Source organism: Variovorax paradoxus B4 (genome assembly GCF_000463015.1).
Classification (GTDB): Bacteria; Pseudomonadota; Gammaproteobacteria; order Burkholderiales; family Burkholderiaceae_C; genus Variovorax; species Variovorax paradoxus_E.
Genome location: NC_022247.1, coordinates 966941 through 991407, shown reverse-complemented (window position 1 = coordinate 991407; position 24467 = coordinate 966941). Strand labels below are relative to the sequence as shown.

23 protein-coding genes are annotated in these 24467 nt (G+C 66.5%); 6 read left to right on the top strand and 17 right to left on the bottom strand.

Features of this window, described 5'->3' with window-relative positions; translation table 11 throughout:
* The first annotated feature begins 21 nt into the window (after positions 1-21).
* A complete protein-coding gene (locus VAPA_RS04430; RefSeq protein ID WP_021005565.1) occupies positions 22-606 on the top strand; it encodes a TRAP transporter small permease in 585 nt (194 codons plus the stop codon).
* The gene (locus tag VAPA_RS04425) at positions 603-1901 is read left to right on the top strand and encodes a TRAP transporter large permease (RefSeq protein WP_021005564.1); all 1299 of its coding nucleotides are present in this window, start codon (positions 603-605) and stop codon (positions 1899-1901) included. Before VAPA_RS04430 ends, VAPA_RS04425 begins: the two co-directional genes overlap by 4 nt.
* Positions 1902-2321: 420 nt before the next feature.
* Here the strand turns inward: VAPA_RS04425 and ltrA are convergent, their stop codons facing one another.
* Positions 2322-3830 (bottom strand): group II intron reverse transcriptase/maturase, encoded by a 1509-nt coding sequence (gene ltrA / locus VAPA_RS04420; RefSeq protein WP_041946173.1) that lies wholly within the window; start codon positions 3828-3830, stop codon positions 2322-2324.
* 403 nt (positions 3831-4233) lie between these two features.
* On the opposite strand from ltrA, the gene VAPA_RS04415 reads away from it, so the two are divergent.
* The gene (locus tag VAPA_RS04415) at positions 4234-5271 is read left to right on the top strand and encodes a DctP family TRAP transporter solute-binding subunit (RefSeq protein ID WP_021005562.1); all 1038 of its coding nucleotides are present in this window, start codon (positions 4234-4236) and stop codon (positions 5269-5271) included.
* A gap of 53 nt (positions 5272-5324) precedes the next feature.
* Entirely contained in the window at positions 5325-6263 is a 939-nt protein-coding gene (locus VAPA_RS04410) for a nucleoside hydrolase (protein WP_021005561.1), read from the top strand.
* Positions 6264-6322: 59 nt separating this feature from the next.
* On the opposite strand, the gene VAPA_RS04405 is transcribed toward VAPA_RS04410, so the two are convergent.
* The 6 genes from VAPA_RS04405 to VAPA_RS04380 all read right to left on the bottom strand — a co-directional run bounded on the left by VAPA_RS04405 (position 6323) and on the right by VAPA_RS04380 (position 12347).
* On the bottom strand, positions 6323-7060 hold the full coding sequence (locus VAPA_RS04405) for an amino acid ABC transporter ATP-binding protein (protein ID WP_041946336.1): 738 nt from the start codon (positions 7058-7060) through the stop codon (positions 6323-6325).
* 33 nt (positions 7061-7093) lie between these two features.
* On the bottom strand, positions 7094-7783 hold the full coding sequence (locus VAPA_RS04400; RefSeq protein ID WP_021005559.1) for an amino acid ABC transporter permease: 690 nt from the start codon (positions 7781-7783) through the stop codon (positions 7094-7096).
* Position 7784: 1 nt separating this feature from the next.
* Entirely contained in the window at positions 7785-8516 is a 732-nt protein-coding gene (locus tag VAPA_RS04395; protein WP_021005558.1) for an amino acid ABC transporter permease, read from the bottom strand.
* Between the two features lie 128 nt (positions 8517-8644).
* Positions 8645-9547, bottom strand: coding sequence for an amino acid ABC transporter substrate-binding protein (locus VAPA_RS04390; protein ID WP_021005557.1), 903 nt, complete (start codon positions 9545-9547; stop codon positions 8645-8647).
* Positions 9548-9719: 172 nt separating this feature from the next.
* Positions 9720-11171 carry an aspartate ammonia-lyase gene (locus VAPA_RS04385; protein WP_021005556.1) on the bottom strand — a complete coding sequence of 484 codons (1452 nt, stop codon included), beginning with the start codon at positions 11169-11171 and terminating at the stop codon, positions 9720-9722.
* Positions 11172-11360: 189 nt separating this feature from the next.
* A complete protein-coding gene (locus VAPA_RS04380; RefSeq protein ID WP_021005555.1) occupies positions 11361-12347 on the bottom strand; it encodes a LysR substrate-binding domain-containing protein in 987 nt (328 codons plus the stop codon).
* A 61-nt stretch (positions 12348-12408) separates the two neighbouring features.
* On the opposite strand from VAPA_RS04380, the gene VAPA_RS04375 reads away from it, so the two are divergent.
* Positions 12409-13851 carry an amidase gene (locus VAPA_RS04375; protein ID WP_021005554.1) on the top strand — a complete coding sequence of 481 codons (1443 nt, stop codon included), beginning with the start codon at positions 12409-12411 and terminating at the stop codon, positions 13849-13851.
* A 32-nt stretch (positions 13852-13883) separates the two neighbouring features.
* On the opposite strand, the gene VAPA_RS04370 is transcribed toward VAPA_RS04375, so the two are convergent.
* The gene (locus VAPA_RS04370; RefSeq protein ID WP_021005553.1) at positions 13884-14822 is read right to left on the bottom strand and encodes a 2-hydroxyacid dehydrogenase; all 939 of its coding nucleotides are present in this window, start codon (positions 14820-14822) and stop codon (positions 13884-13886) included.
* Between the two features lie 41 nt (positions 14823-14863).
* Complete coding sequence (locus VAPA_RS04365) at positions 14864-16699, bottom strand: ABCB family ABC transporter ATP-binding protein/permease (RefSeq protein ID WP_021005552.1); 1836 nt, start codon at positions 16697-16699, stop codon at positions 14864-14866.
* 42 nt (positions 16700-16741) lie between these two features.
* Here VAPA_RS04365 and VAPA_RS04360 point away from each other — a divergent pair, with 42 nt between their 5' ends.
* Positions 16742-17167 carry an acyl-CoA thioesterase gene (locus VAPA_RS04360; protein WP_012745975.1) on the top strand — a complete coding sequence of 142 codons (426 nt, stop codon included), beginning with the start codon at positions 16742-16744 and terminating at the stop codon, positions 17165-17167.
* A 6-nt stretch (positions 17168-17173) separates the two neighbouring features.
* Here VAPA_RS04360 and VAPA_RS04355 read toward each other — a convergent pair whose 3' ends face one another.
* The 8 genes from VAPA_RS04355 to VAPA_RS04320 all read right to left on the bottom strand — a co-directional run bounded on the left by VAPA_RS04355 (position 17174) and on the right by VAPA_RS04320 (position 24465).
* Positions 17174-18280, bottom strand: a complete 1107-nt coding sequence (locus tag VAPA_RS04355; RefSeq protein ID WP_021005551.1) for an ABC transporter substrate-binding protein — start codon at positions 18278-18280, stop codon at positions 17174-17176.
* A 195-nt stretch (positions 18281-18475) separates the two neighbouring features.
* On the bottom strand, positions 18476-19240 hold the full coding sequence (locus VAPA_RS04350; RefSeq protein ID WP_021005550.1) for an enoyl-CoA hydratase: 765 nt from the start codon (positions 19238-19240) through the stop codon (positions 18476-18478).
* A 48-nt stretch (positions 19241-19288) separates the two neighbouring features.
* Positions 19289-19882 carry a 2-hydroxychromene-2-carboxylate isomerase gene (locus VAPA_RS04345; protein ID WP_021005549.1) on the bottom strand — a complete coding sequence of 198 codons (594 nt, stop codon included), beginning with the start codon at positions 19880-19882 and terminating at the stop codon, positions 19289-19291.
* A 253-nt stretch (positions 19883-20135) separates the two neighbouring features.
* A complete protein-coding gene (locus tag VAPA_RS04340) occupies positions 20136-20885 on the bottom strand; it encodes an SDR family oxidoreductase (protein ID WP_021005548.1) in 750 nt (249 codons plus the stop codon).
* A 6-nt stretch (positions 20886-20891) separates the two neighbouring features.
* On the bottom strand, positions 20892-21725 hold the full coding sequence (locus VAPA_RS04335; RefSeq protein ID WP_021005547.1) for an acyl-CoA thioesterase: 834 nt from the start codon (positions 21723-21725) through the stop codon (positions 20892-20894).
* Between the two features lie 31 nt (positions 21726-21756).
* Positions 21757-22653 (bottom strand): alpha/beta hydrolase family protein, encoded by an 897-nt coding sequence (locus VAPA_RS04330; RefSeq protein ID WP_021005546.1) that lies wholly within the window; start codon positions 22651-22653, stop codon positions 21757-21759.
* A 169-nt stretch (positions 22654-22822) separates the two neighbouring features.
* Positions 22823-24019 carry an acetyl-CoA C-acyltransferase gene (locus VAPA_RS04325; RefSeq protein WP_021005545.1) on the bottom strand — a complete coding sequence of 399 codons (1197 nt, stop codon included), beginning with the start codon at positions 24017-24019 and terminating at the stop codon, positions 22823-22825.
* Positions 24016-24465, bottom strand: a complete 450-nt coding sequence (locus tag VAPA_RS04320; RefSeq protein ID WP_230558964.1) for an endonuclease domain-containing protein — start codon at positions 24463-24465, stop codon at positions 24016-24018. The genes VAPA_RS04325 and VAPA_RS04320 overlap by 4 nt, the downstream gene beginning before the upstream one ends.
* Positions 24466-24467: the final 2 nt, after the last annotated feature.

Sequence of the window (24467 nt, the reverse complement as noted above, 5' to 3'; positions counted from 1 at the left end):
CTGCTTCCCCCTTCCCCCTCGATGACCACTCCCAACGAGTCCGGCCCCATGCTGGACGCCGCCAGCCCCCTCCCCCCAGACATCGAAGCCGCCGACGAGCCCACCCGGGTGCCGCTCGCCATCGAGGACTGGCTCACCGTCATCATCATGGGCGCGCTGGCGCTCATCACCTTCGCCAACGTGCTGGTGCGCTACTTCACCGACTCTTCGTTCGCGTGGACGGAAGAGTTCTCCGTCTTCCTGATGATCATGCTGGCGCTGGTGGCCGGCTCGGCCGCGGTGGCGCGCGACCGGCACATCCGCATCGAATATTTTTCCGAGAGCGGCTCCATGGCGCGGCGCAAGCGGCTGGCGCAGTTCGGCGCGCTCATGATCGCCATCCTGTTCACGCTGATCGGCGCGCTCAGCATCCGCATGGTGTGGGACGACTACCGCTTCGACGAGACCACGCCGGGCATCGGCCTGCCTGCGTGGTGGTATTCGATCTGGCTGCCGATCGTGTCGTTTGCCATCGCGCTGCGCGCCGTGGGCCTGATGATCCGCCGCGGCCGCAAGGAATACGGCGGCAGCAACGAGAACCGCAGCGGCAAGGGCGACGCATCGTGATCCCCACCCTGCTCTTCGTCGCCTTCGTCGCGATGATGCTGGTGGGCGTGCCCATCGGCGCCGCGCTGGGCCTGGCCGGCGCCGCCTGCATCGCGCTGGCCAACAGCGACGCCCAGTGGTTCGGCCTGCTGGCCGTGCCGCAGAACTTCTATGCCGGCCTCGGCAAGTACCCGCTGCTGGCCATTCCGATGTTCGTGCTGGTGGGCTCCATCTTCGACCGCTCGGGCGTGGCGCTGCGGCTCGTGAACTTTGCGGTGGCGATCGTCGGGCGCGGGCCCGGCATGCTGCCGCTGGTGGCGATTGCGGTGGCGATGTTCCTCGGCGGCATCTCGGGCTCGGGACCGGCCAATGCCGCCGCCGTGGGCGCGGTGATGATCGCCGCCATGTCGCGCGCGGGCTACCCGGCCGCCTTCTCGGCCAGCGTGGTGGGTGCCGCGGCGGCCACCGACATCCTGATTCCGCCTTCGGTCGCGTTCATCGTCTACTCGGTGCTGGTGCCCGGCGCCTCGGTGCCGGCGCTGTTCGCGGCCGGCATGATTCCGGGCGTGATGGCCGGCCTGGCGCTGATGATCCCGGCCGTGCTGCTGGCCCGCCAGCACAAGATGGGCGCGCTCGAAGCGACGCTGCCGCGCCCGCCGTTCTGGAAGAGCTTTCGCGACGCGATCTGGGGCCTGGCGGCGCCGGTGCTCATCCTGGGCGGCATGCGCGCGGGCTGGTTCACGCCGACCGAAGCCGCGGTGGTGGCGGTGTTCTACGGCCTCTTCGTGGGCATGTGCGTGCACCGGACCATCAAGGTGCGCGACCTGTTCGTCATCCTGCGCGAATCGGGCGAGCTCTCGGCCGTGATCCTGCTCGTGGTGTCGCTCGCGGGCATCTTCGCGTACTCGCTCTCGACGCTCGGCATCATCGACCCGGTGACGCGCGCCATCGTGGATTCGGGCCTGGGCGAATACGGCATCCTGGCGTTGCTGATCCTGTTGCTCATCACGGTGGGCATGTTCCTGGACGGCGTGTCGATCTTCCTGATCTTCGTGCCGCTGCTGCTGCCCATCGTGCAGTACTACAAGTGGGATCCGGTGTGGTTCGGCGTGATCCTCACGCTCAAGGTGGCGCTCGGCCAGTTCACGCCGCCGCTCGCGGTCAACCTCATGGTGTCCTGCCGCATCGCCAAGGTGCGGATGGAAGAGACCGTTCAGTGGGTCGGCTGGATGCTGTTCTCGATGTTCCTGGTGATGGTGCTGGTGATCGCGTTTCCGGAACTTGCGCTGTGGCTTCCGCGCAAGCTGGGGTACTGAAATGCAACGCTGCTTCTGCTTGCGTCGCGTTGTGTTCAATGCTTGTTGTTCAGGGCGCGCTCCCGCCGACAGGGTACCTTGCTCCACGAATGTCCTCCGGCCTTCGGCCTCCCCCTTGATTTCGCTGCGCAAGGCACCCCATCGACGAGAGCGTTGGACAGAGCGCTGGTTGATCGGCGGTACACCACGAGCGTGCCCAGTGCACAGGGCATCGGGTGCTCCCCGCAGCGAAATCAAGGAGGAGGCCGCAGGCCGGGGGACATTCGCGGAGGGGGAGTACCCGGTGGCCTGTGCACGCGCCCTGAACAGCATCGCCCCGAACGTTCCCAAAAACATTCATCGCTCAGTTGTGTTCAGAAAACAGTAGGAGTAGGAATGCCAGTCACCCAGCACCCCCTCCACAGATCCGTACGTGCGGAGCTACCGCATACGGCTCCTGCCTTGGGTCATGACGATCAGACGCTGGTTCGGGTACGGGTGGCAGATGTTCGCAACAGGCAGCCAATGCGCCATCAATCGATACATTCGACGCCACGTCAGGCCATGGCTCTGACTGCGGCGGCACAGCGTGCGATGCCACAGCCCGGCGACCTGGAAGCGGAATGTCCTCAGCCGCGCGCCGTTGCACGGCACGCCGAAGTAGCGCGCATGCCCGGCCACCACCGCCCGCAGGTACTGGCCCTGCTCCGGGATGGGTTGGTGCATGCGCCTTCTGAGTTCGAGCTTGACCACCTGCAGTTTGGCTCGCAGGCGTTTGGCACTGGTGAGCCGCAGGACCATGAAGTGGCCCTTCCTCGTCGTCCCGCAGCAATGCGTGAACCCCAGGAAGTCGAAGGTCTGCGGCTTGCCTTGTCCTCGGCGGCGTCGATTCTCCCGGGCGAAGCGCCCGAACTCGATCAGCCGCGTCTTCTCGGGGTGCAGCTTCAGCCCGAATTGGCCCAGCCGCTCGGCCACCGCGCGCTGGAAGCGCTCGGCATCGTCGCGGAACTGGAACCCGGCTACCCAATCGTCGGCGTAACGCACGACGATCACGTCGCCTCGGGCATGGCGCCCCCTCCACTGCTTCACCCACAGGTCGAACGCATAGTGCAGGTAGATGTTGGCCAGCAGCGGACTGATGCTCCCACCCTGAACCGTACCCACCTCACTTTGCCTCAGCCTGCCTTCTTCCAGCACGCCCGCGTGCAGCCATTTCTTGATCAGCCGCACCACGCGCGTGTCCGCCACGCGGTGTTCGATGAACTTCACCAGCCAGTCCCTTTCGATTGTGTCGAAGAACTTGGCAATGTCCGCATCGAGAATCCAGCTCACTCGTCTGCTGTGCACACCTACCGCCACGGCATCCAGCGCGTTGTGCGCACTCTTGCCGGGCCTGAAGCCGTAGCTGAACCCGAGGAAGTCCTGCTCATAGATGGCGTTCAACACTTCGACCGTGGCGCGCTGGACGAGCTTGTCCTCCAGCGCCGGCACGCCCAGCGGGCGCTTGCTGCCGTCGGCCTTGTCGATGTACACCCGCTTCACAGGCTGGGGCCGGTAGCCCCCTCGGGCCAACCGTTCGGACAGATCCAGGAGGTTGCCCTCCAGGTCCTGCCCGTACGCCTGCCAGGTCTGGCCGTCCACCCCAGCGGCCGCGTCGCGCTTGAGCGCAAGGTAGGCCGCCTCAAGGCGTTCGACCGCGTAGATGTGGTGCAGCAGTCCAGTGAACCTCGCACCACGACGGCCCTTTGCCGTCTGTCGTATGCCATCGAGCGCGGTTCCCATGTCATAGACCCGCACCGATCTGCGGGACATGCGCGCCGCGATGGCATTTCCCTTGGCCTGCCGCCTTCCCTCCACCGCCTCCGCCGCCGCAGGAGCTTCCCCCGCAGCCTTGTTCGGCAGCTTCTTCGGTACTACGCAGCAGTCCGACTTCCCGCTCCTATCGCTCATCGTCGTACGCCCTTGGGCTTCACGATGCGCTCTGCACTCGACGCTTCCCAGCGCGTTGCAGAAGGACGCGGGATCTCCCGGTTTCCGTGCAAGGTGTTTCCGCGCGTGCGCGGGGTCTCTGACCGCGCGGGGTCCCATGCCACCTCGCCAAAGCGGCAGCATCGGTGTGGCCTTCGGCAATCTCCTACTGCCTCGGCACCCCGGACCACCCGCAGCTCTCGCCGCGGGGCATGTATTACGCGGCTCGATACCCGGCCCGCGCGTACCCCTGTCAACGCTTCGCCCACACCCTCACGAATGTGCACGCATGACTCGGGGCCGCCGTAGCTGGCTAAGCCTTCAACGTATGACTCTTTCATTCACAACACCTCGCCGGCTTTGACCGGCGCACAGGAGACCTCTCATGAAATTCCGCCGCACCCTGCTGGGCCTTGCCGCCGCAGCAACCGCCCTGGGCATGTTCTCGACCGGCGCCATGGCGCAGGCCGCCTACAAGCCCGAATACAAGATGTCCCTGGTGCTCGGCCCGCCCACACCCTGGGGCCAGGCCGGGAAGATCTGGGCCGACCTCGTCAAGGAGCGCACCCAGGGCCGCATCAACATCAAGCTGTACCCTGGCGTGTCGCTCATCCAGGGCGACCAGACGCGCGAATTCAGCGCGCTGCGCCAGGGCGTGATCGACATGGCCGTCGGCTCGACCATCAACTGGTCGCCGCAGGTCAAGCAGCTCAACCTTTTTTCCATGCCTTTCCTGATGCCCGACTATGCGGCCATTGACGCCCTCACCCAGGGCGAAGTCGGCAAGGAAATGTTCAAGACCCTCGACAAGGCCGGCGTCGTGCCGCTCGCCTGGGGCGAGAACGGCTACCGTGAGATCACCAACTCGAAGAAGCCGATCAAGTCGCCCGCCGACCTGAAGGGCATGAAGATCCGCGTGGTCGGTTCGCCGATCTATTCCGACATGTTCACCGCGCTCGGCGCCAACCCCACGCAGATGAGCTGGGCCGACGCCCAGCCCGCGCTCGCCAGCGGTGCGGTCGACGGCCAGGAGAACCCGCTCTTCCTGTTCACCGTGCTCAAGATGCAGAACGTGGGCCAGAAGTTCGTGACCACCTGGGGCTACGTGGCCGACCCGCTGGTGTTCGTGGTCAACAAGGAAATCTGGGCCTCGTGGACGCCGGCCGACCAGGCCATCGTGCGCCAGGCCGCCGCCGATGCCGGCAAGCAGGAAATCGCCCTCGCGCGCAAGGGCCTGGTGGAAGCCGACAAGCCGGTGCTCAAGGAGATTGCTGCCATGGGCGTCACCGTGACCCAGCTCACGCCCGCAGAGCGCGAAGCCTTCGTGAAGGCCACGCGGCCGGTGTACGACAAGTGGAAGTCGACCGTGGGCGCGGACCTTGTGGCCAAGGCCGAGAAGGCCATCGCAGCGCGCCAGAAGTAAAGCTGGCTACTCGCGTCCCTGTGGATCGGGGTGGAGGCCGCGACAATGCGGCCATGCACACCCTGATCATCGACACGGACCCCGGCGCGGACGACGTGATCGCGCTGCTGTTCGCCCTGGCGGCGCCGGAATCTCTCGCGGTCCAGGCGCTGACCACGGTGGCCGGCAACGTGCCGCTGGCCAAGACCTCGCGCAACGCGCGCCTCGCCTGCGAATGGGCCGACCGGCCGGAGATTCCGGTGTACGCTGGCGCGGACCGGCCCCTGCAACGCACGCCGATCTACGCGGCCAACATCCACGGCAGCGAAGGCATCACCGGCGTGAAGGTGCATGAACCCGCGGTACCACTGGCCGAAGGCCATGCGGTCGACTATCTGGTCCGCACGCTGCGCGCCGCACCCGAAAAAAGCGTGACGCTCGCGATGCTCGGCCCGCAGACCAACCTGGCGCTCGCCCTTGAACAGGCGCCCGACATCGTGCGCGGCCTGCGCGAACTGGTGCTCATGGCCGGCGCGCACTTCAACGGCGGCAACATCACGCCCACGGCGGAGTTCAACCTGTTCGCCGATCCGCATGCGGCCGAGGCCGTGCTGAAGTGCGGCGTGCCGATCACCATGCTGCCGCTCGACGTGACGCACAAGATCCTCACGAGCGACGAGCGCATCGCGCGGCTGCGCGGCCTCGGCAACCGGGCCGGCGTGATCGTCGCCGACATCCTCGACGCCTATGCGCCGCAGGAGATGAAGCACTACCAAATGCCCGGCGGGCCGGTGCACGATGCCACCGTCACAGCCTACCTGCTGCGGCCCTCGCTCTTCCAGGGCAGGCGCATCCACGTCGAGGTCGACAGCCGCGAGGGCATGGGCTTCGGCCAGACGGCGGCCGACTGGCACGGCAGTTTGAATCGCTCCGCCAACGTGAACTGGATCGCCGATGGCGATGCGCAGGGCTTCTTCGACCTGCTGACGGAGCACATCGCGCGGCTGCCGTAGGCAAATAAAAAAAGCCACGCTGCAAAACAGCGTGGCTCTTGTCCTTGCGCCGCAGCGGATCAGTGCTGGAGGATCTTGTTCAAGAAGTCCTTGGTGCGCGGCTGGCGGTTTTCGGGGTGGCTGAAGAACTCGTCCTTCGGGCAGTCTTCGAGGATCTTGCCGCCCACGTCGATGAAGATCACGCGGCTCGCGACCTTGCGCGCAAAGGCCATTTCGTGCGTGACCACCATCATGGTCATGCCGTCCTTGGCCAGGCTCACCATCACGTCGAGCACTTCGCCGACCATTTCGGGGTCGAGCGCCGAGGTGGGCTCGTCGAACAGCATCACGATCGGGTCCATGCTGAGCGCACGGGCAATGGCCACGCGCTGCTGCTGGCCGCCCGAGAGCTGGCCCGGGAACTTGTCCTTGTGCGCCATCAGGCCCACGCGGTCGAGCATCTTGAGGCCGCGGATCTTGGCTTCCTCGGGGCTGCGGCCCAGCACCTTGATCTGGGCGATCGTGAGGTTCTCGGTGACCGACAGGTGCGGGAACAGCTCGAAGTGCTGGAACACCATGCCGACCTTGGAGCGCAACTTGGGCAGGTTGGTCTTGGGGTCGTGCAGCGGAATGCCGTTGACGGTGATCTCGCCCTTCTGGAAGGGTTCGAGCGCGTTCACGGTCTTGATGAGCGTGGACTTGCCCGAGCCCGACGGCCCGCACACCACCACCACGTCGCCCTTGGAGATGCTCACCGAACAATCGTTGAGCACCTGCACCGGGCCATACCACTTCGATACGTTCTTGATTTCAATCATTTTTTCGGACATTTCTTTCTCCGGTTCAGCCACTCAGCGAATGATGGCAATCTTCTTGTGGAGGCGCTTGACGAGCCACGACAAGGCATAGCACATGATGAAGTAGACGACGGCCGCGAGCAGGTAGGCCTCGATCGGGCGGCCGAAGTTCTTGCCCGCGGTCTCGAAGCCCTTGAGCATGTCGTAGGCGCCGATCGCATAGACCAGCGAGGTGTCCTGGAACAGGATGATGGTCTGCGTGAGCAGCACCGGCAGCATGTTGCGGAAGGCCTGCGGCAGCACCACCAGGCGCATGTTCTGGCCGTAGGTCATGCCGACCGCCTGGCCCGCATGCACCTGGCCGCGCGGGATCGACTGGATGCCCGCGCGCATGATCTCGCTGAAGTAGGCCGCCTCGAACGCGATGAAGGTGATCACGGCCGAGATTTCCGAGCGGTAGTTCGAGCCGATGGAACCGAAGGCCGCATAGAACGAGGCCGGCACCAAGAGGAAGAACCACAGGATCACCATCACCAGCGGAATGCTGCGCATGCCGTTGACGTAGATGGCGGCGGGCGCGTCGAGCCACTTCTTGCCCGACAGCCGCATGAGCGCCAGCACGGTGCCGAAGAGCACGCCGCCGATGGTGGCCACGATCGTCAGCATGATGCTGAAGTAGAAGCCCTTGACGACGAAGTTGCTGATGACGTCCCAGTTGTAGAACGACAGGTCGAGATTCATCATGTCAGTGTCCCCCGCCGCCGCTGGCCGAGACAATGAAGCCCGGCACGCGCGTCTTCTTCTCGATGTACGCCATGATGCGGTTGATCGCAAAGGCCGAGATCACGTAGAGCCCCGTCACCGCCAGGTACACCTCGATGCCGCGCGAGGTTTCTTCCTGCGCCTGCATGGCGAACATCGTGAGTTCGGTCACCGACACGGCAAACGCCACCGACGAGTTCTTGAAGATGTTCATCGTCTCGCTCGTGAGCGGCGGAATGATGATGCGGTAGGCCATCGGCAAAATGACGTAGCGGTAGTACTGCGGCGTGGTGAAACCCACCGCCATGCCCGCATAGCGCTGGCCCTTGGGCAGCGCCTGGATGCCCGAGCGCACCTGTTCGGCGATCCGCGCCGAGGTGAAGAAGCCCAGCGCCAGCACCACCAGCACGAAGCTCGGCACGCTCTTCATGACCGGCACCAGCGCCGGAATGACGTGGTACCAGAGGAAGATCTGCACCAGCAGGGGGATGTTGCGGAACAGCTCGACCCAGGCATTGCCCAGGCGCACGAGCCACGGGCTGTTGGGCAAGGTGCGGATGATGCCGATCAGCGAACCCAGCACCAGCGCGACGACGAGCGCCAGCAGGGCCACGGACACGGTCCAGCCCCATGCGGACAGCATCCACTGCCAATAGGTCGGGTACTTCCCGCCCGGGTCTTGCAAGAAGACCTGCCAATCCCAGTTTGATCCCATCGGGGACTCTCCTTCTTTCAGATTTCCAGACTGCTAGCTAGCTTGCAGAGGCCGTGCCCACGCGCCGCATTTGCGAAAACAAACGCCCGCCGGGGGCGGCGGGCGTTGCGCAGATGACCTTGCCGTGTTTACTTCTTGGCGGCGTAGTCTTCCATCGGCTTGTCGTTCGGGTTGGCCCAGGCGGCCTTCGTGGCTTCGGACAGCGGCAAGTTCACCGTGACGTTTGCCGGCGGGATCGGCTTCAGGAACCACTTGTCCCAGAGCTTGGCGAGGTCGCCGTTCTTGATCTGTGCCTTGATGCTGTCGTCCACCACCTTCTTGAAGGCGGCGTCGTCCTTGCGGATCATGATGGCGATGGGCTCGACGCTGAGCACTTCGCCGACGATCTTGTAGTCGGCAGGCGACTTCGACTTGGCGATGTTCGAGGCCAGGATGGAGCCGTCCATCACGAAGGCGTCGGCGCGGCCCGATTCGAGCAGCAGGAAGCTGTCGGAGTGGTCCTTGCCGTAGAGTTCCTTGAAGTCGATGCCGCCGGCGCGCTCGTTCTTGCGCAGGGTCTGCACCGAGGTGGTGCCGGTGGTGGTGGCCACGGTCTTGCCGTTGAGGTCCTTGATGCCGTTGATGCCCGAGTTGGCCTTGACCGCGATGCGCACTTCCTCGACGTAGGTGGTCACCGCGAAGGAAACGTCCTTCTGGCGCGTGGCGTTGTTGGTGGTGGAGCCGCACTCGAGGTCGACGGTGCCGTTCTGCACCAGCGGCACGCGGTTCTGCGAGGTCACGGGCTGGTACTTGGTTTCCAGCTTGGCAAGGCCCAGGTTCTTCTGGATGTCCTTGATGATGTTGGCGCAGACGTCGTAATGGAAACCGGTGTACTGGCCGTTGCCCAGCGTGTACGAGAGGCCGGAAGATTCCCGTACGCCTTCGGTGATGCTGCCCGAGGCCTTGATCTTGGCCAGGGTGTCATTGGCCTGTGCAAAAGCGCCGCCGGCAGCCAGGGCTGCAATTGCCAATGCCAATACTTGCTTGTTCATACGGAAAACTCCTGAGGTGACTGGAAGATACAGATACAACGAAATTCTAGACATTCACGTCATGGGGAATACCCGGGCCAACCCGGTGCATTCTCGATGACAGCCGCACCGGCCGCGCGCATTCGAGCGCTGTGGTGGTGCAGGTGAAACCATTGGCATTGTCCGACTTTCACTAAGCAGCCTTTGTGCCCGAGGGCTCGGCAGCCGGCGGCACCGGCGCGGACAGGCGCACGGGCTGGGTCAGGTTCTCGGGCACGAGCAGCGCCTCCATCTCGGCGCGCGTCATGATGCCGAGCGATTCGGCCACCAGGTCGATGGGCCCGCCGGTGGCCAGCGCGGTCTTGGCGATCAGCGCTGCCTTTTCATAGCCAATCAGCGGATTGAGCGCGGTGACCAGCGTGACCGATTCGCGCACCCGCTTGGCCAGGAACTCGCGGTTCGCCTCGATGCCTTCGACGCAGTTGTGCTGCAGCGTGTTGCAGGCGTTGCTCAGGTGCTTGATGCTCTTGAACAGGCTCCAGCCCATGATCGGTTCGAAAGCATTCAGCTGCAGCTGGCCGGCCTCCGAGGCCATCGTGACCGTGATGTCGTTGCCGATGACCTCGAAGGCCACCTGGTTCATGACTTCCGGAATCACGGGGTTGACCTTGCCCGGCATGATCGACGAGCCGGCCTGCCGCGCCGGCAGCCGGATCTCGCCGAAGCCGGCCTGCGGGCCGCTGGAGAGCAGGCGCAGGTCGTTGCAGGTCTTGCTGAGCTTGGTCGCCACGCGCTTGAGCACGCCCGACAGCTGCACGAAGGCGCCGGTGTCCTGCGTGGCCTCGATGAGGTTGGCCGACTGCTTGAGCGGCACGCCGGTCTGCTCGGCCAGGTACTGGCAGGCCAGGTTGGCATAGCCGTGCGGCGCGTTGATACCGGTGCCGATGGCGGTGGCGCCCAGGTTGATTTCCTCGATGAGTGCGCGCGCCTCGCCGAGCCGGGCCTCGTCTTCGCCGATCATGATGGCGTAGGTCAGGAACTCCTGGCCCAGCGTCATGGGCACGGCGTCCTGCAGCTGGGTGCGGCCGATCTTCAGGATGTCCTTGAACTCGAGCGCCTTGGCCTCGAAGCTGCGCCGCAGCGCGGCCATGGATTCGAGCAGCCGGCCGATGGCGAACCACAGCGCCAGCCGCACCGCCGTCGGATAGACGTCGTTGGTGCTTTGCGAGGCGTTGACGTGGTCGTTGGGATGCAGAACGTCGTAGCGGCCCTTTTCATGCCCGAGCTTCTCGAGCGCGAGGTTGCAGATCACCTCGTTGGCGTTCATGTTGGTGGAGGTGCCGGCACCGCCCTGGATCACGTCGACCACGAACTCGTCGAGCAATTTGCCCTCGATGAGATCCTCGCAGGCCAGGATGATGGCGGCCGCGCGGTCGCGGTCGATGGCGCCGAGGTCGGCATTGGCGCGGGTGGCGGCCTTCTTCACGAAGGCCAGCGCGCGGACCAGGTCGGGCATGGCCGACACCCGGGTGCCGGAGATGGCGAAGTTCTCGACCGCGCGCGCCGTGTGCACGCCCCAGTAGGCAATGGCAGGAATCTGCTTCTCGCCGAGAAAGTCGTGTTCGGTCCTGAAATTGGGGCTCATACAGGTTCCTCGGCTAAAAAAAAGCACGCGGATGGCGCGTGCCGGAAAGATTGCTGTGTGACAGCGGCAAAAAACTGCCGCGACTGTAGTGCCGCCCGGCCCGTGGCGCCAATGCCGTTTGCGGGGAGTGTTATGCGCGGCATTTATAGATTGTGCAGCGCACAAATTCCGCGCGTCAATCGATGGATGTCAGCGGCCGGGCTGGGCGCCGACCAGATACGACCACAGCGCATCAGCGGTGCGCTTGGGCTGCAGGCCCTCGGAGGCCGCAGCCTTCGCGGCGCGGCCTGTGCCGGTCTTCACCGGCGCGGGCGCGCCGGGCCGCTCGCGGTAGGCGCGGATCTCCATCGTCGCCTCCAGGCTGTCGATCTCGGGCGGCAGCGCGCTCACGAGCTTGCGCGCCTTGATCTCCTTGCGCACCGCGCTCTGCGGCAGAAAGGCGATGCCGTGGCCTTCGAGCGCCATGACCTTCAGGCCTTCGGCCATGTCGGTTTCATAGACCCGGTCGAGGTGGATGGCGGTGCCCGACTCCTTCAGCAGCTGGTCGACCACCCGCCCCAGGTAGGCACCTGGCGCGTAGCCCAGGTACGGCAGCGGCTGGCCCGGCCGGCCGGGCAGCCGGAAACGCGGCGCGCCGTCGGCGTCGGCCTTGACCCAGGGCGCCACCGTTTCCTCGCCCAGGCTGACCATCTCGTACTTGTTGGCGTCGAGCTGCAGCGGCTGGGAAGGATGGTGGTAGGCGATCAGCAGGTCGCAGCTGCCCTCGACCAGGCGCAGCACGGCGTCATGCACGTTGAGCGCGATGAGCCGGCTCTTGATGGGGCCGAAGTGTTCGCGCAGGCTGGTCACCCAGGAGGGAAAGAAGGTGAAGGCCAGCGTATGCGGCACCGCGATCTCGATCACGTCCTGCCCGGCGGCCGAATGGCCGCGCAGCATGGCGCGGGTGCTCTGCAGCGATTGCAGCATCTCGATGGCCTGGCTGTAGAGCGTCTGGCCCGCGGGCGTGAGGCGCGTGGGGTAGGAGCTGCGGTCGACCAGGTCGGTGCCGGCCCAGCCTTCGAGCGCCTGGATGCGGCGGGAAAACGCGGGCTGGGTCACGTGCCTCAACTGGGCCGAGCGGCTGAAGCTGCGGGTCTCCGCCAAACTGATGAAGTCTTCTAGCCACTTTGTTTCCATACGCGGCGATTATGCGAGCGCCGCGCCATACTGGGCTCCCCCTCCTTTACCCGCATTCGCCATGGCTTCAGCCGAATTGCTCGACCTCACCGCCACCGAACTCTCGCGCCGCATCGCGTCCCGCAGCGTGTCCTGCCACGAGCTGATGCAGGCCTCGCTGGCCCGCATCGAGGCGCTCAACCCGCGCTTCAACGCGATCGTCTCGCTGCGGGAGCCCGAACGGCTGCTGGCCGAAGCCGACGAACGCGACGCCGAACTGGCGCGCGGCGAACGGCGCGGCTGGATGCATGGTTTTCCGCTCGCTGTGAAAGACCTGAGCCACGCCGCCGGCCTGCCGACCTCCATGGGCTCGCCGCTGTCGCCACGCTCGCCGGCGCGCACCGACAGCCTCCATGTCGCCCGCATGCGCGCAGCCGGCGCCATCGTGATCGGCAAGACCAACACGCCCGAATTCGGCCTGGGCTCGCACACCTACAACACGGTGTTCGGCATCACCCGCAACGCCTATGCGCCCGGGCGCAGCGCGGGCGGCAGCAGCGGCGGCGCGGCCGTGGCGCTGGCCCTGGGCATGCTGCCGGTGGCCGACGGCAGCGACATGATGGGTTCGCTGCGCAACCCGGCCGCGTTCAACAACGTGATCGGCATGCGGCCCTCGCGCGGACGCGTGCCCGGCGATCCCGAGCAGGAGCTCTTCTTCCAGCAACTGGGCACCGAAGGCCCGATGGGCCGCACGGTGGAAGACACCGCGCGGCTGCTCGCGGTGCAGGCGGGCTTCGATGCGCGTGTGCCGCTGTCGTCGCCGCAGGCGCTGCCATCGCCCGATGCGCTGCAGCTCGAGGGCGATGTGCAGGGCCTTCGCATCGGCTGGCTCGGCAGCATCTGGCCCGAGCTGCCGCTGGCGCCCGGCATCCGCGAACTGGGCGAACGCGCGCTGGACACCTTCCGCGCCATCGGCTGCGAGGTCGAGCCCTGCACGCTCGACGTGCCGCGCGAGCACAACTGGAGCGCCTGGCTGCGGCTGCGCCAGTTGCTGGTCGGCGGCAAGCTCGGCGCCTATCTGAGCGACCCCAAGCTGTTCGCGCAGCTCAAGCCGGAAGCACAGTGGGAAATCGAGCAGAGCCGGCATCTCGATGCGGCGTCGCTCTACCAGGCCTCGCTCTACCGCTCGAACGTGTACCGCGCGTTCCTCAAGCTGTTCGAGCACTTCGATTTCGTCGCGGCGCCGACGGCGCAGGTGTTCCCCTTCGATGCCGAACTGCACTGGCCCGCCGAAGTGGCCGGCGTGCAGAGCGACACATACCACCGGTGGATGGAGATCGTCACGCCGTTCACGCTGGCAGGGTTGCCCACGCTCAATGTGCGCGCAGGTTTCGGCGAGGGTGGACTGCCGATGGGCCTGCAACTGGCCGGGCCGATCCATGCGGACCTCGACGTGCTGCGGCTCGGGCATGCCTATGACCAGGCCTGCGGCTGGGCCTCTCATCGCCCCTCGGTCTTGGTGTGACTCCCTCCCCTGCCGGGGGAGGAGCAAGACCTTCAGATCGGTGTCACCACGCCGCGCCCCGCAAAGTGCCCTTCGGCATTCGCAAGGAAATGGTCGACCGACTTCTGCGTGGCCTCGGGCGACCAGCCCGCCATGTGCGGCGTGAGCAGCACGTTGTCGAGTCCGATCAGCGGTTCGGGCCGCCTGGGCTCGCTCTCGTACACGTCGAGGCCCGCGCCCGCGATGCGGTTCTCGCGCAGCGCTGCGGCCAGCGCCTCGGTGTCGACCACGCTGCCGCGCCCGATGCTGACCAGATAGCCCTGCGGCCCGAGCGCGTCGAGTACCTCGGCATTCACGAGGTGGCGCGTGGCAGGCCCGCCCGGCGCGGCCAGCACCAGGAAGTCGGCCCAGGCGGCCAGCGGCTTCAGGTCGTCGAAGTAGCGGTGCGCTGCGCCTTCGCGCGGCTTGCGGTTGTGATAGCCGATCTCCATGTCGAACGCGGCCGCGCGCTTGGCGATCTTCTGGCCGATGGTGCCGAGCCCCAGGATGCCGAGCTTCTTGCCCGACACGTTCGGCGGCTGCGGGATTTCCTCGCGCCACACGCCCTCGCGGCACAGCCGGTCGAGCTGGCGGAAGCCGCGAACGATGCCGATCAGGAGGCCGAAGGCATGGTCGGCCACGCAGTCGTCGTTGGTGCCCGCGCCATTGGCGGTGGCGATGCCGCGCGCACGGGTCACTTCGAGCGGCACGCCCTCGTAGCCCGCGCCCATGCAGCAGACCAGCTCGAGCGCCGGCATGGCCGCAATCTCTTCGGGCGTGATGCCGATCACGCCGATGGTCAGCACCGCGCGGAATTTCCGGCCGTGCTCGGCAATGGCGGCGGCGCGCGCGGCGGGATCGAAGGCATAGGTCATGTCATAGACCTCGGCAATCTGGGCCTGGTGGGCGCTCGAAAGGCTGTTGAGCACCAGCAGGGGAATCTTGGTCGACACGTCTGAACTCCTGGATCGAATTGAAAAAATGAATGATCGAGCTACATCAGCGGTGTTGCTTCGCTCTTCTGCAAAGCCCACATCTGCGCATAGCGGCCCTGTTTGGCGAGCAGCTCGGCATGCGTGCCGCGCTCGACGATCACGCCGGCTTCGAGCACCAGGATCTCGTGCGCGTCGACCACCGTCGACAGGCGGTGCGCGATGACCAGCGTGGTCTTGTCCTGCGCGGCGCTCCTGAGCTCCGACTGGATGGCGCGCTCGTTGGCCGAGTCGAGCGCCGAGGTGGCCTCGTCGAAGATCACGATCGGCGGGTTCTTGAGCAACGTGCGTGCAATGGCCACGCGCTGCTTCTCTCCACCCGACAACTTGAGGCCGCGCTCGCCCACGGTGGTTTCATAGCCCTTGGGCGTGGCCGAGATGAAGTCGTGGATGCGCGCTGCGCGGGCCGCGCCTTCCACCTCTTCGCGGGTCGCACCGGGGCGGCCGTAGGCAATGTTGTATTCGACCGTGTCGTTGAACAGCACCGTGTCCTGGGGCACGATGCCGATCGCGCGGCGCACGCTCGACTGCTGCACGTCGCGGATGTCCTGGCCGCCGATGGTGATGCGGCCCTGCTGTATGTCGTAGAAGCGATAGAGCAGCCGCGCGAGCGTCGACTTGCCCGAACCCGAGGGGCCGACCACGGCCACCGTCTTGCCGGCCGGGATCTCGAAGCTCACGTGCTTGAGGATGGGCCGGTCGGGCTCGTAGGCAAAGCTCACGTCCTCGAAGCGGACCGTGGAGTCGACGCCCGCGAGCGGCTGCGCCCCGGGCGCATCGCGCACCTCGCGCTCCTTTTCCATCAGCACGAACATCTTGTCGAGGTCGGTCAGGCTCTGCTTGATCTCGCGGTAGATCACGCCCAGGAAGTTGAGCGGAATGTAGAGCTGGATCATGAAGGCGTTGACCATCACCAGGTCGCCCAGCGTCATGCGCCCCTCGACCACACCCGAGGTGGCGCGCCAGAGCATCAGCACCAGGCTGGCTGCGATGATCAGCTGCTGGCCGGTGTTGAGCATGCTCAGCGTGCGCTGGCTCTTGATGGCGGCCTTGCGGTAGCGGTCCAGGCTGGCGTCGTAGCGCTTCGCCTCGAACTCCTCGTTGTTGAAGTACTTGACGGTTTCGTAGTTCAGCAGCGAGTCGACCGCGCGGCTCTGGGCCATCGAGTCGAGCTCGTTCATGGTCTTGCGGAACTGGGTGCGCCACTCGGTCACCGTGACCGTGAAGGTGATGTAGAGCACCAGCGCCACGCCCGTGATCCAGACGAACAGCGAATCGAACTTCACGCCCAGGATGGTGAGCACCAGCGCCAGCTCGATGATGGTCGGCACGATGCTGTAGAGCGACATCGAAATGAGCGAATGCACGCCGCGCGTGCCGCGCTCGATGTCGCGCGTCATGCCGCCGGTCTGGCGCTCCAGGTGGAAGCGCAGGCTCAGCGAATGCAGGTGGCCGAACACCTCCAGCGCGATCTGCCGCGCCGTGCCCTCGGTGGCCTTGGCGAAGATCAGCTCGCGCAGCTCGCCGAAGAGCGCGGTCGAAAAACGCAGCAGCCCGTAGGCCAGCAGGAGCCCGATGGGCACGATCAGCAGCGCCTGGGCCATGTCCGGCTTGGGCGTCATCGTGTCGATCAGGTTCTTGAGCAGCACCGGCACGCCCACGTTGGCCACCTTGGCGCCCACCATGAAGCCGAGCGCGGCGATCACCCGCCACTTGTACTGCCAGAGATAGGGAAAAAGGCGGCGCAGCGTCGCCCAGTCGGAGCGGTCGCTGCGCGCCGGCGCATGGCCGGTGGCGGTGTGGGAGGGGGGAGGTAGGGCTTCGCCGCTGCGGCGCATGAGGGACAATCGTGGTTGCTTTGTTTGTTCCAGATTGTGCCCATGTCCGATATTTCCAGCACCGCCGCTGCCGCAACCCTCAAGAGCCTGCCCACCGACATGGAGCTGGTGCTCAAGGTCATTCCGATGCCGGCCGACTGCAACGCCAATGGCGACATCTTCGGCGGCTGGGTCATGGCGCAGTGCGACCTGGCGGGTTCGGTCATTCCGGCGCGCTATGCCAAGGGCCGCCAGGCCACCGTGGCGGTCAACGAATTCATCTTCAAGCAGCCGGTGCGGCTGGGCGACATCCTCTCGTTCTATTCGAAGCTGGTGCGCATCGGCCGCACCTCGGTCACGGTCACGGTCGAGGTCTTTGCCGAGCGCTTCCGGGCCCAGGGCGAATACATCAAGGTGACGCAGGCCACCTTCACCTACGTGGCCATCGACGACAACGGCCGGCCCCGGCCCATCGAGCAGCAGCCCTGAGCGCGCTCACAGCGCCGGGTCGCGCACCCGCTCGAAGCGTTCGAACTCGCGGTTGATCCAGCGCCCGTCGAGCCTTTCGGTGCGGCGGATGTAGACGGCCTGCACGATGTCCCGGGTGTGGGCGTCGATCTCGATCGGGCCGCGCGGACTCTCGAGCCGGAGGCCCCGGAAAGCATTCACCAGCTGTTCTGCGCTCGCGCCGCCGCGCGCGGCCGGCGAACTCATCGCGGCGTCGGCGGCCGCGAGCGCATCGTGCGCCGCCACCGCGAAATAGCCGGGCCGCAGATGGCTGCCGTACTCGGTCTCGAAGACGCCGGTGAAGCGGCGGTTGGCCGCCGACTCGTGGGCAAACGAGTAGTGGTGGCTGGTCACCAGGCCATCGGCCAGCTCGCCGATGCCTTCGAGGTAGTGGTCGTCGGTGGCGTCGCCGGTCGCGAGCAGGCGGATGCCGGTGTCGGCCATGCCGCGGTCGCGCCAGAACTTGAGGAAGGTCGCCGGCATCTGGCCCGAAGGCAGGAAGAAGAACACCGCCTGCGGCCTGAGCTGGCGCAGCCGCAGCATGTAGGCCGAATAGTCCAGCGTATTGAGCGGCACGCGCAGCATCGCGCCGATGCGGCCACCGCCTGCGGTGATGGCCGAGACGAAAGCGCTTTCGGCATCGACGCCCGAGGCGTAGTCGGCCACCACCGTGCAGACATCGCGCAGTCCTTGCTGGATCGCCCAGCGCGCCAGCGGCATCGTGACCTGCGCGATGGTGAAGGACACCCGCACCGCGAACGGGCAGCGCGCCGTGATGCCCGAGGAAGCCGCATTCATCACCAGGAGAGGCACCTTGGCCTGCGTGGCCACGGCGCCCACGGCATAGGCGTTGGAGCTGAAGTCCAGCCCCGCGAGCAGGTCCACGCGCTCGCCCTCCACCAGGTCCTGGGCCTGGCGGCGCGCCTGCTCGGGCGCGCTGCCGGGCACGTCGCGGCGCAGCAGCTCGACCGGGCGCCCCGCGATGCGCTGGCTGTGGGCGGCAAGCCAGACCGACATGCCGGCATCGAACTGCCGCCCACCGGCGGCATAGGGGCCGGACCAGGAACCGATGATGCCGATGCGCAGCGGCCGCACACGGGAAAAAGCCAGCGAAGGCGCGGCCAGAGTGCCTGCAAGCAGGCCTAAAGTACGCCTGCGCGCCGCGTCGATTGCTACTTTTTCAGTAGCATCATTCGCGCACTGGGTGGGCATTGCCGGCGATCTTGTCTCGAAAACTTGCACGGCAGCAGTGTACGCATGCACCGTCTGCGGGCAAGCGTGCAGCGCGCCTCAGACCTTCGAGAAATCGGGCTTGCGTTTCTCCATGAAGGCGCCGAAGGCCTCGCGCGCAGCGGGTTCGCGCAGCATGCGGCCGAAGCTCGCGCCTTCTTCGTCCATGCGTTCGAGCACCGCGGGCATCTGCGCCTTCTTCAGCAGGCGCTTGGTCTCGACCAGCGCGCTCAGCGGCTTGGCCGCGAGCTTGCGGGCCTGCACCTGCGCGATGGCATTGGCTTCGGTCGGCGGCACGATGCGGTTGACCAAGCCCACTTCGAGCGCGGCCTCGGCCATGAAGGGCTCGCCCAGCAGCAGCGCCTCGGCCGCGCGGTGGTAGCCCAGCATCTGCGGCACCAGCAGGCTCGATGCCGCCTCGGGGCACAGGCCCAGGTTCACGAAGGGCATCGAGAACGCCGCGTTGTCGCCCGCGTAGACCAGGTCGCAATGGAACAGCATCGTGGTGCCGATGCCCACGGCCGGGCCGCAGACGGCTGCGACGACGGGCTTCGGAAAGGTCGCGATGCCGCGCAGGAAGCGGAACACCGGCGAGTCCTTGCCGGCGGGCGGCGCGTTGAGGAAGTCGCCGATGTCGTTGCCCGCGCTGAAGATGGTGGGGTCGCCCTGGATCAGCACGCAGCGCACGGCCGCATCGCCCTCGGCCGCGGCCAGTGCATCGGCGAGCTCGCCGTACATGGCGCTGGTGATCGAATTCTTCTTGTCGACGCGGTTGAAGGTGAGGGTCATCACACCGGCTTCGGTGTGGACGAGGATGTCGCTCATGGGAATGGTCCTTGGATGAAACGGTTTATTTGGATGGCGGCGCAGTAGTCAGGCGTCGAGGGCTTCGCGCACGAAATCCAGGCGGTCCTGGCCCCAGAACATCTGGTCGCCGACGAACATGGTGGGCGCGCCGAACACACCGCGCGCCACCGCTTCCTGCGTGACGGCCCTCAGCCGGTCTTTCACTTCCTGCGTGCCGGCCAGTGCGAGCAAGGCGGTGGCGTCGAAGCCCGCATTTTGCAAGACGGCGGCCACGGTGGCCGGGTCGTTCATGTTCTTCGGCTCGACCCACATCGCGTGGAAGACTGCATCGACATACGCGCCGAGGCGCGCCGGCTCCTTCATCTGGAGGCCTGTCGCACCGCGCATCAGCAGCAGCGTGTTGATGGGGAAGTGCGGGTTGTGCACAAAGGGCACGCCGTAGCGCCTGGCGAAGCGCTTCAGGTCGATGGTCATGTAGGGGCCCTTGGGGACGACCTCGGCCGGCGAACGGTTGCCAGTGGCCTGGAACACGCCGCCGAGCAGCATGGGTTTCCACACCAGCTCGGCGCCGGTGTCGGCGCACACGTGTGGCAACTGCGTGGCGGCGAGGTAGGCGGCGGGGCTGCCGAAGTCGAAATAGAACTCGACTGTCTTTGTCATTGGGGTCTCCTTATGGGGTGCTGTCGTTCTTGGCGCTGTTGTTCAGGGCGCGTGCACAGGGCACGCTGCTATTGATCTTGCGATCAACGACCGCGCTGTCCAACGCGCCCGTCGATGGGGTGCCTTGCGCAGCGAAATCAAGGGGGAGGCCGCAAGCCGGAGGACATTCGCTTCGCCGCGTACCCCGTCGGCGGGAGCGCGCCCTGGATCAGCAGGCACCACACGACGAATCGAAGAACAGTACGAAGTCATCTCAGAACTTCTCGGACCACGGCCGCAGATCGAGCTCATGCGTCCAGGCGTCGCGCGGCTGCGAGTGCAGCATCCAGTAGCTGTCGGCGATGTGCTCGGGGTTCAGGATGCCGTCGCTGTCCTTCAGCGCATAGCGCTCGGGGAAATTGCTGCGGATGAACTCGGTGTCGATGGCGCCGTCGACCACCACGTGCGCCACGTGAATGCCCTGTGGCCCGAGCTCGCGCGCCATCGACTGGGCCAGCGCGCGCAACGCCATCTTGGCACCCGAAAACGCGCCGAAGTTGGCCGCGCCGCGCAGCGACGCCGTGGCGCCCGTGAAGATGATCGTGCCGCGATGCCCGCTCTTCGGCATCTCGCGCGCTACCATGCGCCTGGCCACCTCGCGCCCGTTGAGAAAGCCCGAGAAGCAGGCCATCTCCCACACCTTGAAGTACTTGCGCGCGGTCTCGGCCAGGATGCTCTCGGGCACGTTGGCACCGATGTTGAACACCATCACCTCGATCGGCCCGATGGTCGATTCGATCTGCTCGACGAGCGCCACCACTTCCTCTTCCTTGCGCGCATCGCAGGCAAAGGCATGGGCGCGGCCGCCCGTGGCCTCGATCTGCGCGACCAGTGGCTGCAGCTTGTCGAGGCTGCGGCGCGTGACGCAGGCGGCATAGCCCTCGCGCGCGAAACGGCGGGCGATGGCGCCGCCGGTGGCGTCGCCGGCGCCGACGATGAGTGCGGTCTTTTGCATGGAAGTCATCGATCGCTATTCTTTGTAGTAGACGATCTGGTTCGAGGTGGCGAGCAACACGCCCTGCTCGCTCCACAGATGCGCCGTCTGGTCGAAGAAGCCGTTGAAGAACTGCTGCCCCACCGCGCGGCCCAGCAGGTAGCCCGTGCCGACCTCGGCCAACTGCGCCGGGCCGGCATGGAAATACGTGGTGATCGACACCGTGCCCGCCGGCACATGCTTGGCGCGCCGCAGCCAGACGCGTGGATAGAACACGTCGCTCATGGCGGCCAGCGAAGCAAGGTCGAGCGGCCGCGCCTGCGCGTCGCGCAGCCAGAGCCGGCTTTCGCTGTGGTGCAGGCTCGCGTCCCACTTCGCGGGAATGCTGCCGCCGAACAGGCGCATCTCGTACTGGTCGAGCCAGGCCACGCCGGCCGGGCCGACGCTCAGGCGCTCGACCGTCCCGGGCCTGGGCGCCTCGGGCATCGGCATGTCGCTCTGGCTCCAGGTCTCGCGGCGCGCGGCCGTCACCACGGTGGCAGTGGTGGTCATGTTCGGCGCGCCGCCTGCGCCAGGCTGCGTGATCTGCACGGTCCAGTGCTGCGTCGAGCGGTTGGTGCGTACCGCCGTGGCCTGCACGTCGAATGCGCCGGCCTCCAGCGCGGCCGCAAAGTTGACGGTCAGCGCGATCGGCGTGCCCAGCACATCCGGATGCTGCATCACCGACTGCAGTGCAATGGCTGCGGTGGCGCCGCCGAACGGGCCCACCATGTTCCAGTAGTCCGGGCTCGTGGCACCGGTGAAGTGGCCCACGCGGATGTCGCTGTGGTGCAGGGCCAGGGCTTTGTCGAAGGGGTGTTGCGTGCTCATGGTGCTTGCAGTGTGCCTCCGGAGGATGGCGTCACGCAGTCGTGTGCGGGACGTCGGCGTGCTGCACTGCGGTAAGCGCGGCCAGCCGGTGCAGTTTGTCGACCGTGCTCGGCCACAGGCTCCGGCTGAACTGTTCTCGGAAGAAGCCGAAGTGCCCGATGCGCCGCGCCTGCACGTCGGCGGGCGCAATGCGCTCCACGGCGCGCGGCGCGCCGGCATAGAGGCTCAGCAGGCTTTCGGTGCCGGCGAGCGTCATGAGTTCGTCGTCGGTGATGGACAGCGCGAGCACCGGGAAGCGCACGCGCCCGTAGCTCTGCAGGGCGATTTCGCCTTCGGCACCCACGCTGTAGCGCGGATGGAGGCACCAGCGCCGCCACTGCAGGATCACGCCGCGCGGCAAGTCGCCGACCTTCTTCAGCCGGCGGCCCGGAAAGTAGCCGCACAGCCGCGTGGCCAGCGGCACGAGAACGAACCAGAAGTAAAGGATGCTGCGCCGGAGCTTCGGCGCGTTCTCGCGCCAGTAGCCGCTGCCGGCTGCGATGCTGACGAGGCCGTCCACCTGCTCGGGCCGCTGCAGGAAACCCGGCAGCTGTGCGCCCAGGCTGTGGCCGAGGAGATAGAGCGGCTGCGCGGGCTGCGCGGCCTTGGCGGCGTCGATCACCGCTTCGTAGTCGCGCGCCCAGTCGAACAGGTCGGCCTCGAAGCCGCGCAGCGAGGCGCCGTTGCGCGAATCGCCCGAGCCGCGGTAGTCGAAGGTCCAGACGCGCAGGCCCTGCTGCGCGAGCCACTGCGCGAAGGGTTCGTAGAACGACTGGCGCACGCCCATCGCGCCGCCGATCACGATGCTGGCGCGCGGTGCGCCGGCGGGCTCGTAGCGGCGAACCGCCAGTTGCACGCCGTTGTCGACCGGGATCTGCTGCGTCTGCATGAAGTTGTCTCCTTCGTTTTCTTGAACCATCGACCGCAACCTTGCCGGCGTAGCGAGCGGGATGAGATGCAAGGCGCGGGTGGCGGGAAACCGGAGCGACCTTCAAGGTCGTGAGGGTTTCCCGACGGGCCCCGCAACGCCGCAGATCGCCCGCGCAGTAGCCGCGCCGCTAGACGCGCTCGAAGATGCCTGCGGCGCCCTGCCCCATGCCTACGCACATCGTGACCATGCCGTACTTCAGGTTCTCGCGACGCAGCGCATGCACCACCGTGGCCGCGCGGATCGCGCCCGTCGCGCCGAGCGGATGACCCAGCGCAATCGCGCCGCCCATCGGGTTGACCTTGCTCGGGTCGAGCCCCAGCGTGTTGATCACCGCGAGCGACTGCGCGGCGAAGGCTTCGTTGAGCTCGAACCAGTCGATGTCCTCGTGCTTGAGGCCTGCATAGCGCAGCGCGGCCGGAATGGCTTCGATCGGGCCGATGCCCATGATGTGCGGCGGCACGCCCTTGCTCGCGAAACTCACGAAGCGTGCGAGCGGCGTGAGGCCGTATTGCTTCACGGCCTTCTCGCTCGCGAGGATCAGCGCGCCCGCGCCGTCGGAAGTCTGCGAGCTGTTGCCGGCCGTGACGGTGCCGCGCGCGGCGAACACGGTGCGCAGCTTCGCCAGGCCTTCGAGGCTGGTGTCGGGGCGCGCGCCTTCGTCGAGGTTGACGGTGCGGGTCTTGGCAATCGATTCGCCGGTGGTGAGGTCCGGCGTGCGGTCGGTCACCTCGATGGGCGTGATCTCATCCGCGAACTTGCCGGCCTTCTGCGCGGCCAGCGCCTTCTGGTGCGAGGCGAGCGCGAATTCGTCCTGCGCCTCGCGGCTCACCTTCCACTGCTGCGCGACCTTCTCGGCCGTGAGGCCCATGCCGTAGGCAATGCCGACATCGCCTTCGCGTTCGAAGATGGAGGGCGACAGCGAAGGCGAGTTGCCCATCATGGGCACCATGCTCATGCTCTCGACGCCGGCCGCGATCATCACGTCGGCCTCGCCCACGCGGATGCGGTCCGCCGCCATCTGCACGGCCGAAAGCCCCGAGGCGCAGAAGCGGTTCACGGTGATGCCGCCGATGCTGGTCGGCAGGCCCGCGAGCACCGCGCCGATGCGCGCGACGTTCAGGCCCTGCTGCGATTCGGGGATCGCGCAGCCGCAGATGATGTCCTCGATGGCCTTGGGGTCGAGGCCCGGCACGGCGGCGAGCGCGGCCTTCAGCGTGGTCGCGAGCAGGTCGTCGGGACGGTAGTTGCGGAAGTAGCCGCGGTGCGACTTGCCGATGGGGGTGCGGGTGGCGGAGACGATGTAGGCGTCTTGGACTTGTTTCATGGCTTGAGATTCCTGGTGTCTTGTCTTGCTCCCTCTCCCGCTTGCGGGAGAGGGCTGGGGTGAGGGTTGTCTTCCTGCAGCGCCTGCAGAGTCCGTTCGCGAACAGCATCCGTCTGCGTCAGCACTTCGTTGTTCCAGAACCGGAGGACGCGGTAGCCCTGGGCTTCGATGAAGCGAGTCCGGTTCTCGTCGCAGCCAGCAGCTTCCACGTGCTGCCCGCCGTCCAGTTCAACGACCAGCTTCGCTTCGAGGCATGCAAAGTCTGCGAAGTACGGACCGATCGGACGTTGACGACGAAACTTGAAATTGGCAAGGCGGCGGTCGCGCAGGTGGTACCGGAGGAGGGACTCGGCGTCTGTGGGGGCTTCGCGCAATGCTCTCGCCCTCACCCGAGCCCTCTCCCGCTCGCGGGAGAGGGGACCAGACATGCCGGCGTCCTCTTTCATGC